Source organism: Haloimpatiens massiliensis (assembly GCF_900184255.1).
GTDB classification, from domain to species: Bacteria; Bacillota; Clostridia; order Clostridiales; family Clostridiaceae; genus Haloimpatiens; species Haloimpatiens massiliensis.
In genome coordinates this window covers 788,718-800,974 of the sequence record NZ_LT854640.1, presented here as the reverse complement: position 1 = coordinate 800,974, position 12,257 = coordinate 788,718, and the positions used below count along the sequence as shown (strand labels likewise).

Below are 12,257 nucleotides of genomic sequence, written 5' to 3'. Positions count from 1 at the left end.
ATTCTGTAGAATATAGTCCTTGAAAGTTGTTTAATTATACTTCATATGTTTATTTTAGTTTTTTATTTAGTTTTCTTCTACACTATAATTTAGTATATAATCCAAAACAGGATCTTTTTTATTTAAATAATCTTTTATAGATATTTCAATCATCTTATCAGGCATAAAAGTATTAGAGTTATCTTCTGATAATTTATTAAATTGTGTTGAATATTGTACTGCTATTTTTGAATTAGGAAGTATGAATTTTTTTACAGCTCCATAATGATTAGGTCTGCCACTAGTAGGCTCTCCAACAAAAGTAGCATTAGTTTCTTTTTTTAACATAACAGCATTAACTATGGCTGAAGAAAAAGTCTTTCTTCCTACTATAATAAAAAGATTGTTTTTGTTATTTATTTTTTTATTTTTTAGCCAAGTTATAAAAGGCTTTATATATTTATCACTACCACCAGAATTATCTCTCATGTCAATTATAAACTTATGAATAGGATGATTGTTCATAAATTTTAAAAGTTCATTTGTAAATTCTTCCATGTTTTTAGCTTTTTCATTATTAGACTCTTGAACTCCAAGGCACTTATTATATTTAAAGTATAGAGTTTTTTCACTTGAAATATATTTATACCAATAGTTTAAATTTGATTTCTGCATATATAATGGATATGTATCATTATATTTATCAATAATAAATTTCCCTTTAAATGTTTCCATATCTATGGTATCTATATTTATATCAAAGGTCCTGCCCTTTTCATTTTTAAAAGTGAAAGTTGCCTCTTTTGTGTTAGATACAATTTTAAGGCCATGGAGAACCTCAGCATTCATTAAATATTTTGGAATACTCTTCTTTAGCATAGCTTTATTGTCCTTAGCAACTAAAGGTAGAATAGCTTGTTCAACTTTTTTCACATCTGTTCCATTTATTCTTATTAGTTTTGAATAAAGCACGTCCTTATATTTACTTATAGTATTAGTTACATAAATTCCTTCTTTAAAGTAATAAAATTGTAAAGGGTACATATCTAAAGATTTTTTATAAGCTGATGTATGGGTATCACCTACAGAAGCAATTATTTTATATATACCGTTAACTATTTCATCATCATTTAAATTATCCACAGAATTTTTTAAAGTATTTATTTCTTCATTAAATTTTTCTTCACTGATTTTAAAAAATAAGTTTACATGTTTCTTAGGAAGGGCCTTTTGTAGATAGCTTAAATCTTTTTTCCACTTAATGTTTCTATCTCCTCCTAAATATTGTGATCCGCAACCTGTAAAAAATAGTGTAAAAAAAATTAAACTAAAGCAAATAGTATTCTTTATAAATTTATCCATTTTAACCTCCATTAAGCTTAGTATAAACAACTTAATCTATATCTTTTTTGTTAAATTCATATATAGAAATAGTCATAAAAAAAAGAAAACATAAACTACCAGAAATTATAATATAATTAAAGTTAATATATTCAGACAAGTAAAAATACTTAACTGAAGTAAAAGGTGTCAATAAAGGCATATACTTGATATATCCGGAATAGGAAGAAAAAACACCTGATATAATGAAAGCTAATATACCAAATACTGTTGGTATCATAATATTTTTACTTATGTTTGCAATTAGAATTGGGATAGGCACTAGTAAAAATTGAAAAATAAGAGAACACAAATTAGCTTTTATATCCTTAATTATAAGGTGCCCCGCTGGAAAATTTCCATTTAAAAAATAATAACTTAAAAGTATAGACGCAACCTCAATGACATAAACTAAAGAAATTAGTATATATATTATAAAAATTTTTGCTATAAAAATTTTTATCCTACTCACTGGATAACAATATAAGACATTAGCTGTTTTCTCTGTAAACTCTCTAGAAAAAACATAGGCTGATATTAATGAAAATAAAACTACATAAAGTAATAAATAATTTATTTGCTCAATATTATATGCGTAATTTTCAAAAGACATATGTGTTTCAGTTACAAGTCGTGCTGTAAACATAAGTAATGACATACTTATTCCGCCAATTAAAACTATAAGCATAATATTCGATTTTTTCAATTTTAAAAATTCAGAGTATATTATATTCATCATTTTAATCCCTCCTCAGCTTAATTTATATCTAACTTATTGTAATAATAAATGCATAAAAACATAGATATAGTAAAAGTAAGTACAGCATTAGTAATAGTTAATATAAAATCAATAGGATCTCCAATATGAAAATAATATATTGGTAGTGCAGGTAACATAAAAGGAGAACACTGCATATATATACCCGTAAACATCATAAATGAAGAAGACACAGCACCAAGTATTCCATATACTACAGGGAAAATAATATTTTTAGATATACTTCCTATTAATATAGGTATGGGCATTATTAAAAATTGTAATAGTGCAGAATATATATTAACTTTCAAATCTGTAATAATAATATTCTTAGGAGGTAACTGATTCCACGCTATGTATACTGTTAAATATACGGCTAAAAACTGAATTACATATATAAATATAATTATTATATATAGAGTTATTAGTTTACCTATAAATATTTTTGTTCTACTAATTGGATATGAATATATTATATTAGCTGTTTTATCAGTGAATTCTCTGGAATAAATATAGCCAGCTATTAAAGATAAAAAAACTGTATATAAAAACTGAAAGGAAACTACTTCTATATTCACTCGGTAACCTTTCATAAGTGCGTATCTTAATACCTCTGAGACTCCATCATAATTATTTGAAAGTGATTGAATGCATTGAATAACGGGAATAAAAATTGACGCAATTAAAGTTATAATAAATAAATATGATTTTTTTATTTTTAAAAATTCTGAGTAAACTATATTAAACATTTATTGGCCTCCCGTAAGTTTTATAAAGTGATCCTCTAGACTATCTACCTTCAAGCAAATCTCATCTATAAATATGTCATTTGAAACTAATATTTTGTTTATATTAGCTACTTGCTGTAAATTTTCGTAAACTCTTAAAATATTTTTTTCCCATATAACATAATCTTTAATATTTAGCTTTTGCTCTAGAATGAAAGAAGCTTTTTTATCATCGTTTACTCTAATATTAATATAATGCCTGTTTCTTTTTTGTAATTCATCATAAGCTATTTCTTCTAAAAGCTCACCCTTATGAATTATTCCTATTTTACTTGCCATTTGCTGAATTTCACTTAATATATGGCTGGATACTAAGAAAGTAATTCCTTGCTTTTTACATAAGTCTATAATTAATTCTCTAATTTCTTTTATTCCTAGTGGATCTAGACCATTTGTAGGCTCATCCAATATTAAAAATTCAGGATGATGTAAAATAGCTCTAGCTATTCCTAATCTTTGTTTCATACCTAAGGAAAAATCTCTCACTTTTTTATTTGCTACATTTTCTATACCCACTATTTTTAATGAATCTGCTATACATTTTTTATCTTGAACCCCCATCATTCTTCTATGTATCTCTAGATTTTCTTTTGCTGTTAAGTTAAGATAAAATCCAGGATATTCTATCATAGAACCTATTCTTTGAAGAAGCTTTTTATTTGAAGCCTTTTGAGAGAAGAGTTCTATCTCTCCAGAAGTTGCTTTTATAAGCCCCATAATCATTCTTATGGTAGTTGTTTTACCTGCACCATTTTGTCCAAGGAAACCATATATCTGTCCTTTTTCAATACTCATATTTAAATTTTTAACTGCAGAAAAACTTTTAAATTCCTTAGTTAAATTGTAAGTCTTAAGAATATACTCCATTTTTATGCCTCCTTATACTGTTTCATTATAATTACACAACTAGTCATATAATAGCTTTTTAACATAGATTATTTGAAAATTTTATATAACTCATATAAAGTTAACCATATATATAATATACAATATATATCTTACACTGCTTTTACACAGTTCTTACAATTTTCTTAAATCAATATTTCTACGTACCTTGTTTTTTTATTTAGTAAAATATTACCAATATAATAGTAACTTTTTAGATTTAACACTAGAATCTTAATTATGCTTCATACTGAGCGCACGTAAAAATGAGATAAAACTAATGTTTTATCTCATTTTCTATTAATGTTTTAGGAAGTGCAAATGTAAATTCAGTCTTTTCAAAGGGAATACTTTTTAGAGAAATAGTCCCATTTTGAGCTTCCACTAATTTTTTGACTATAGTAAGCCCTAAACCGCTACTCTTTAAATTTAATTTTCTAGACTTTTCGACGGTATATAATCTATCGAAAACATAATCTATTTCTTCTTTTGGAATTCCAGCACCATTATCCCATACATCTACAAAAACATAGCTTTCATCTTCTTTTAAATTAATTCCCACAAGAGTACCTTCTGAACCATATTTCAAAGCATTGTTTACAAGGTTATTTAAAATTCTATTTAATGATTTTTCATCCCCAAAGGCGTATATATCCTTTTCCGGAATATTTATTTGTATCTTCTTATTATATTCCTTAAATTCATTAAAAAATAATAGTACATTTTGTCTCACAATTTCTGAAATATTTAATTGTTTTATTTCCAATTTAACATCATTAGATTCAATTTTAGAAACCTGAAAAAACTCCTCCATAAGACTATGTAAATGATTACCTTTACCGTAAACTATCTCAATATATTTTCTTTTTTCCTCTTCACTTAAATTGGTATCACTAAGAATAAGTTCTATATATCCAAGCATTGAAGTTAACGGTGTTCTCAAGTCATGAGATATATTAGATATCATTTTTTTTATAGAATCTTCATTGATTTTATTTTTTTCAAATATCCTTTGAAGTTTTTCTATTAACTTATTTATGTTAATAGTTATAGTATTTATTGATTTTATATGATTTTGAAGTCTTATTCTTTGATTAAAGTTTCCTTGTATAACTTCCTCTAGTATTTTACTTATATAATTTAATTTTCTATTTAACAAAACTATTAAAATCATAAGAATAATTATTATAATTATTAAAATATACACAAATACATTCATTTTAATCACCAAGTTTATATCCAATTCCCCATACGGTTACTATATATCTAGGATTATTGGGGTTGTCCTCAATCTTATTTCTTAATCTTTTTATATGAACCATTACAGTATTATCATCATTTACATATTCATCTTTCCATACATTATTAAATATCTGAGCTTTTGTAAATACTCTATCTGGGCTTGAAAGAAATAATTTTAAAAGTTTAAATTCTTTTGGAGTTAAACTTAGCTCTTTAGTTTGTTTATATACCTTATAATTTAAAGTATCTAATTTTAATTCATCATGTTCTAAAATAGGTCTTTTTTTACTTTCATTATAATAAACATATCTTCTAAGTTGAGCTTTAACCCTTGCAATTAACTCTCTTACTGAAAATGGTTTTACCATATAATCATCGGCTCCCATACCTAATCCAATTATTCTATCTGTTTCTTCTGCTTTAGCTGAAAGAATAATAACAGGTGCGTTATTAACAGTTCTAATTTGCCTAAGTACTTCTATTCCATCAATATAAGGAAGCATTAAATCAAGTATTACTAAATTAAAGGTATTGTTATATTTTTCTATAGCTTCTTTTCCATTAAAACATTGGACTATATCATAGCCCTCATTTTTTAAAGCACGATATATTAAATCATTTATTTCTTCATCATCTTCTACCACTAAAATCTTTGATTTTTTCAAATTCAACACCTACTTTATCTTTTTATACGCCAATTAATTATATCATAATCCTAAACAAATATACTAACAATGGTTAATCTATCTAATAATATATTCATTATATTCTAATTTTTTGCATTCTTTATTAAAAATAAGAACATAGCGTTGACGATAATGTATTTTGAAGTTATATTAATTCACACTTATCCTTTAACAGAGCCTAATTTTATAATTTTTTGAAATTCTAACTTCCATTTCTCTCATAATATTAAAATTTCCTCTATACTCTATAGTTCCCTTTTTAATAAGTTCCTGTATTCTCCAAAAGATATAGGAGTCAGATATAAAATCCTTACTAAAGCCTAAAGTACTTCCCACAACTCTAGCGGATTTTGTAAATTCATTGGAAGTGTACTTAAGTATTAGAGCATCAAAATAATCTTCATCTACTGTTACAATTTCTCCGTCTTGATAAACTCTTAGATTTCCTTCCTCTTCTTTTATTCTATTCCAATTATTTAATATAAATTTATATGGCTTATTTTCCATTTTCCTTTTAATACTTAAAAAATCTGAAAATCTTTTAGGATCTATTTCACCTGGGCATCTTGGAGTAAATTCATTAACTAACCCTTTATTAAAAGTAATTTCTGATACATTAACAATGTACATGTTATCTAACGTTATATTTATTTTTTCTAAGGTAAACATTAAAGATAATAAATCCAGTGCATTATTTCCAATCCAAAAATAAATAGTATCTGTAGAGGTCATTTTAGAAATATTTTTATTGAATTCATAATAGTTTCCTTTTAAGTATTCTATATAATCAATGTCATGCTCTTTAATGATTTTCTTCCACCAATTAATTCTATATCCCAACTTCACTTCCCCATAAATAGGTCCACTAGATAAATCATCAAAAAATCCTATAACTTTATTTCCCTGTATAATCTTAGTGCTTAGGGCATACTTTAAACTTGCTCTTGTACTTTCAGAAAAACATACGTGAATTATTTTTTTCATAGTATTCCTCCAATTCTTTTAAATGACTTATCAACATAATATTATTATCCCACAAAAGCATTACATTACCTGAATTATGAAATTTCTCTGGAATGACTTACATAAGAAGCAAAGGAACTGTTTAAATTTAATTTTAGAAATTCTTCTTTTAGACATATAAAATTATCGTAAGCCTGGCAAGGACGCCAGGCTAGCGAACCTGAAGCAGGACGCTGAATGTGAGTGTTAGATAATTTTATATGGCTAAAAGATTAGAATTTCTTAAATTAAATTTATTGTTCCGAGCTCTTATGCAAGTCATGGAGGAGAAATTTCATAATTCTATCACATTATACCTTTTTGTGGTTTAATTATAATATATATTTTAACATATTTAATTTTATCTAAACATTGCTCTAAAACATAAAAGTGTAATTATTTAAACCAATTTCAAAATCTATTTTTATATCTATAGAAATAGATTCACAATAAATGTTTTTATATATATTATATATATTATGGATCAAATTAGTAATTTTATAGTATGATTGGAGGTAATCAAAATAATGTTGAAAGATGCATATTTAAAAGAACTTACAGAATTAACAAATGAGTTTAGAAAACAATCTATTATATTAAAAGAAGAGGGTTCAAATGATGAGGCTATTTTAGAAACTATAAAAGCAAATATTTGCGATATATTTTGCAAAGTATTTAATGTAAGCTATAATAAAGCATTTAAAAGTTCTAAAAATACTGATGAATGTTACAAAAATCTCTATAATTTCTATATCAGCTTCTTTAATAAAATACCAGCTCCTTGGATTGAAAAGATGGCTAAAGATATGGAATATGGCATGATGGAAGAATATTATAAAGAACAAATTAAGTTAGAAACAGTTAATAAAATTAAAGATTTATTTGAAAAATATTATAATAAATATTAAAAGGAGGATTAAATGGATAAGTTAATTATAAACATTTTTAAGTGCTTAGCTGATAAATCTAGGTTACAAATAATAAATAACCTAATGGAAAGTCCCATGTATGTTGAACTATTATCACAAAGATTAAACTTAGCACCATCTACCATATCCTTTCATTTAAAAAAATTAGAAGATGTAAAATTAGTCTATTCCACTAAAGAACAATATTATGTGGTTTATCATTTAAATAAAGATATACTTTCATTGAAATTGAATGATTTAATTAATGGAGTAGAATCAGAAAAAGATATTCAAAAGGAAAGAGAAGAACAGTACAGAATAAATGTTATAAATGCATTCTTTGAATATGGAAAGCTTAAATCCATCCCTGTTCAACGAAAGAAAAGAAAAATAGTTTTAGAAGAAATTGCAAAGAGCTTTGAATCTGGCAGAGATTATACGGAAAGAGAGGTTAATATTATTATAGCTGATTTTCATGACGATTTCTGCACAATAAGAAGAGAAATGGTTGGATTTAATATAATTGAAAGAAATAATGGCATTTATAAATTAGTTAATTTATAAATATAACACGGAGGATTTTAAAATGGGAAAAATCTTAGTATTTATTTATGATGAAATGGCAGATTTTGAAGTAACCTTTATTACTCATCTTTTAGGAGCAGATTTAGATAAAGAAATAATTACTGCTGGATATGATGATAAATTAATAAGAAGCAAATCGGGCATTATTTATAAACCTTCAAAACTTATTAAAAATATTTTAGATGATTTAGATGACGATATAGAAGGTTTAATAATTCCAGGTGGATGGAATGGCGAAATATTGAAGTATGTGATTGGTTTGGTTATTTTGAGAATCAAGAAGATAGAAATAGTTTTACAAAAGCTTTTAAAGGTATATAATTACAAATATTTAAGAATAATTAGGTATTAAAAATACTCGCACCTAGTTATTCTTAAATATATTAATCTTAAAATTTTTATGAGTGTTTGCACAAAATCCTTAGAATAATCCAAAGTGAGCCCATATTGTTAATTGCTATGCCACATACCAAGATTCTTGGTTTTTGTACATCTTTGCATATATTCCATCTTTATTTAGTAAATCCCTATGGACTCCTTCTTCTGTAATTTGCCCCTCATTAAAAACTACTATTCTATCAGCTCTCTTTGCAAATCCAAGTCTATGGGAGATAAATAGAACGGTTCTGTCTCCTGCCAGATTATATATCATGTCATAGATTTCAATTTCAGAAATTGGATCTAAATAAGCTGTAGGCTCGTCTAATATCCATAAAGTAGCCTGTGGGTTAGCCATTAGCCTTGCAATGGCAAGCCTTTGCCACTGACCTTTTGATAATTCTATACCTTTTTGTAGTTGTCCTAGTGGTGTGTCAATGCCCTGTGGTAGTTTTAAAACCCTCTTTTTTAACCCCACCGTATCCAGTAGACTCCATATTTCTTTCTCTGAAAATTTATGATTTTCATAGCCTACTTCAATGTTCTCTCTTATAGTCATTTGATATTGAGCAAAATCCTGTAATATACATGAAACACTGCTTCTAAGAATGGATTCTGCCTTTAAGCCTTTGTATCCGTCCACTACAATTTTTCCATTAGTTGAACTCATAAGTGCCATTAAAAGATTAGTGAAGGTGGTCTTTCCACTTCCATTATGCCCTACTACTGCAATCTTCTCTCCTAATTTTATATTAAGCTTAAGATTCTTCAAGGCGTATCTTTTAGCTTGCGGATAAGTGTAGATAACATTTTCAAAGGAAATATTGTCTACTTTTTCTTCAGTATATATATTATTATCCTCTTCATAGTCCATTATTTCGTCGTAACTTTTAATAAACTTACAATCAACACTATTAGTCATAATTGTATTTTGTACTCCTGCAAAAGTATCTATTATTCCATTAAAAAGCTGATTGCATAACATTAGAAAACCTATCTCATGTTTACCTACAACTATTTCAAAGGCTACATATATTAACATAGCTATATAGGGAAGATTAAAAACGATTCTTGCTATTTGAAGTGTAATTTCAAATTTTTTAAATATCTTCATTCTATATTTATATTCTTTATCATATAATTTATCCCATCGACTGCTTACAAATCCAAAAAGTCTATTGAACTTAAACTCTTGATGAGTAACCTTGTCTCCACTAAGACTAAAAAAGTAATTCTGCTTTTGACTATAAGGTTGTATTTCCTCCCAAATATTCATTATACTATTGTACATGTTACCTGCAACCTTATTGAATATAACTACTAATGCTAAATATATTACTACCACTAATATGTTAATCTGTATAAGAAAATATCCATATACAATGGCATGAAAAACTGATTCTATATAAAACATAGTGCTTTCAATAAAGTTTTTCATAGTTTCTAATGTTTTAGTTCTAACTTCATGTATCTTTACATAAGTCTTATTGCTTTCATAATAATCTATTTTAATATTTGAAAGTTTAGTATTAAGCTCCTTTTCAAAGGCATAGGATAGGCTTAGATTCAATTTATTTATAAGTAAAGTTTTTATAATATCTATTATCTTGAAAATTATTTTTGACAATGTAAAAAGAGTGATGCCCATAACTACAGATTTAAAATAAATAGTTTTATCAAAAAGCCTATAGGCTGAATTTATAGTGTATTCTGTAGCTTTTAGTAGTATAAATGTATTAATAGCTGAAAGCGATGTTGTTAGTACTAAAAATACATATGCTAAGGGGCTACTTTTATATGCTAGTGCATTTACCTCTTTTAACGCCTTTAGTGTATAGACTTTTTTCTTTTTACGCACTTACATCACCTTCCTTATAAAGCTCTTGTTGTGAAGTAAATAATTCATAGTATTTACCTCTCAGTTTTAAAAGCTCCTCATGGGTGCCACTTTCAATTATTTGTCCTCCCTCCATTATGCAAATACGGCTTGACATCCTAGCAAATCCAATACGATGTGAAATTAAAAGAGCAGTTTTGTCCTTTACTATGTCCTTAAATTGATTTAACATTCTCATTTCTTCAATGGGATCTATAGCTGCTGTGGGTTCATCTAGTATAAGCACATCAGGTTCCCCCATATATGCCCTAGATAGAATTACCCTCTGCCATTGCCCTCCACTTAAGTCCTCACCAGCCTTATCATACTCTTTACCTAATATTGTATCCACTCCACCGGGTAGCTTCTTTATTACCTCTTGTAAATTCCCCTTTTCTATAGCCTTATTGATGTGTTTCTCATCATTAAAGCTTTCAATCATTCCAACAGCTACATTTTCTTTCAAAGAGATACTGTATCTAGTAAAATCCTGAAAGCCTATGCCAAAATATCTATATAAGCTTTCCTTATCATAGGTTTTTATGTTCCTGTCGTTTAACTTTATAGTTCCTGTATAATCCTCTAAAAGTCCACACATTAGCTTTGAAAAAGTACTCTTTCCACTTCCGTTATATCCAAGAATACTTATAACTTCGCCCTTTTTTAAGGTGAAATTTAAATTATTAATTGCATTTTTATCTCCATGAGGATATTTATAACATACATTTTCAAAGGTTAAACTTTTAAAATCCTCAATATTACTATTTATTTTTGAATTAGATTCGCATATATTTTTTAACATTGATAAGCTTGTTTTTCCTGTAAAGTTTTCGTATCTTTCTACATACTGATAGTTTTCAGCTAAGTCCTTTGATAGGATATTCACTATATTACCTACACTATAGGTAAGAGACCACATTATTGAGTTCAAGAATACAAACTCTCCTACAGCTAATTTTCCAGTGTAAACGAGATATAAAAAATAAATTGTTAATCCAAAAGTCATAAATTGCTGAATAATAGTGGAAATGTTCGATAGTATTGTAGCTTTTACTTCAAATTTATACTTAGAAATGGTGTACTCTTTATACCATTTATCCCACTTCTGAAAAAATTTATTTTGTAATTTGAATATTCTAAGCTCTTTTGCATGTTTTCTTGAAGAAAGTAAATCTCTATAATAGTTGCCCTGTCGTTCAGCATTAATATATGATTCATTTAACGCCATTCGTCTTTTTACAATATATTTATTTATAAAAATTAAAGCTAAAGATAAAAAGAATATACATACTAATATAATTGGGTCAAAATATGAAATAGCCAAAGCTGATAAAATGAGCTTAAAGCTGGACATAGCAAATTTATTAAATACCGTTACTGTTATTTCAGTAGTATTATCCATGTTTTTTCTTACAAACTCATAATTATCATAAAAGCTATTATTATAAAAATCATCTTGTTTAGACTTATAACTTTTATATAAAAAGAATTTAGAGAAAAGTTTTTTAGACCTTTTGGTATAGGCAGTTATCATCATATTCTCAAAATTTCTTGTATTTCCACCTATACATATCATTAAAAAGAAAAATAGTATAGGCATCATCACTTTAATACTATACACTCCAGCCTTTTGGTAGTATAATATTGTATCTGTTGCTAATTTAAAAGAGTAGCTAATCCCAATTCCAGCCAGTGCCATAATAAGCAGTACACTAATATTTATAATAAAAAATCCTGGTGCTGAAGCAACACTTATTTTACAAAAATTTAGTATTCTTTTAAACACTTAAT

General features: G+C 26.7%; 12 protein-coding genes. 3 read left to right on the top strand and 9 right to left on the bottom strand.

Features of this window, described 5'->3' with window-relative positions; all coding sequences use genetic code 11:
- Positions 1-66: 66 nt before the first annotated feature.
- The 7 genes from C1715_RS11945 to C1715_RS11915 all read right to left on the bottom strand — a co-directional run bounded on the left by C1715_RS11945 (position 67) and on the right by C1715_RS11915 (position 6,701).
- On the bottom strand, positions 67-1,341 hold the full coding sequence (locus C1715_RS11945) for a S41 family peptidase (RefSeq protein WP_102400713.1): 1,275 nt from the start codon (positions 1,339-1,341) through the stop codon (positions 67-69).
- A 31-nt stretch (positions 1,342-1,372) separates the two neighbouring features.
- Positions 1,373-2,098, bottom strand: coding sequence for an ABC transporter permease (locus tag C1715_RS11940; protein WP_102400712.1), 726 nt, complete (start codon positions 2,096-2,098; stop codon positions 1,373-1,375).
- Positions 2,099-2,115: 17 nt separating this feature from the next.
- Entirely contained in the window at positions 2,116-2,865 is a 750-nt protein-coding gene (locus tag C1715_RS11935; protein WP_102400711.1) for an ABC transporter permease, read from the bottom strand.
- The gene (locus tag C1715_RS11930; protein ID WP_102400710.1) at positions 2,866-3,771 is read right to left on the bottom strand and encodes an ABC transporter ATP-binding protein; all 906 of its coding nucleotides are present in this window, start codon (positions 3,769-3,771) and stop codon (positions 2,866-2,868) included. It abuts the gene before it with no gap.
- A 295-nt stretch (positions 3,772-4,066) separates the two neighbouring features.
- Positions 4,067-5,008: a sensor histidine kinase gene (locus C1715_RS11925; protein WP_102400709.1), complete on the bottom strand. Its 942-nt coding sequence runs from the start codon at positions 5,006-5,008 to the stop codon at positions 4,067-4,069.
- A gap of 1 nt (position 5,009) precedes the next feature.
- Positions 5,010-5,696 (bottom strand): response regulator transcription factor, encoded by a 687-nt coding sequence (locus tag C1715_RS11920; protein WP_102400708.1) that lies wholly within the window; start codon positions 5,694-5,696, stop codon positions 5,010-5,012.
- A 189-nt stretch (positions 5,697-5,885) separates the two neighbouring features.
- Complete coding sequence (locus C1715_RS11915) at positions 5,886-6,701, bottom strand: DUF1835 domain-containing protein (RefSeq protein ID WP_102400707.1); 816 nt, start codon at positions 6,699-6,701, stop codon at positions 5,886-5,888.
- 545 nt (positions 6,702-7,246) lie between these two features.
- On the opposite strand from C1715_RS11915, the gene C1715_RS11910 reads away from it, so the two are divergent.
- The 3 genes from C1715_RS11910 to C1715_RS11900 are packed head-to-tail and all read left to right on the top strand — an operon-like array spanning position 7,247 to position 8,564.
- The gene (locus tag C1715_RS11910) at positions 7,247-7,627 is read left to right on the top strand and encodes a hypothetical protein (protein WP_102400706.1); all 381 of its coding nucleotides are present in this window, start codon (positions 7,247-7,249) and stop codon (positions 7,625-7,627) included.
- A gap of 12 nt (positions 7,628-7,639) precedes the next feature.
- Positions 7,640-8,191, top strand: coding sequence for a DUF2087 domain-containing protein (locus C1715_RS11905; RefSeq protein ID WP_102400705.1), 552 nt, complete (start codon positions 7,640-7,642; stop codon positions 8,189-8,191).
- A 22-nt stretch (positions 8,192-8,213) separates the two neighbouring features.
- The gene (locus C1715_RS11900; protein WP_102400704.1) at positions 8,214-8,564 is read left to right on the top strand and encodes a DJ-1/PfpI family protein; all 351 of its coding nucleotides are present in this window, start codon (positions 8,214-8,216) and stop codon (positions 8,562-8,564) included.
- Between the two features lie 105 nt (positions 8,565-8,669).
- Here C1715_RS11900 and C1715_RS11895 read toward each other — a convergent pair whose 3' ends face one another.
- Positions 8,670-10,448, bottom strand: coding sequence for an ABC transporter ATP-binding protein (locus C1715_RS11895; RefSeq protein WP_102400703.1), 1,779 nt, complete (start codon positions 10,446-10,448; stop codon positions 8,670-8,672).
- Positions 10,441-12,252: an ABC transporter ATP-binding protein gene (locus C1715_RS11890; RefSeq protein WP_102400702.1), complete on the bottom strand. Its 1,812-nt coding sequence runs from the start codon at positions 12,250-12,252 to the stop codon at positions 10,441-10,443. The genes C1715_RS11895 and C1715_RS11890 overlap by 8 nt, the downstream gene beginning before the upstream one ends.
- Positions 12,253-12,257 lie beyond the last annotated feature (5 nt).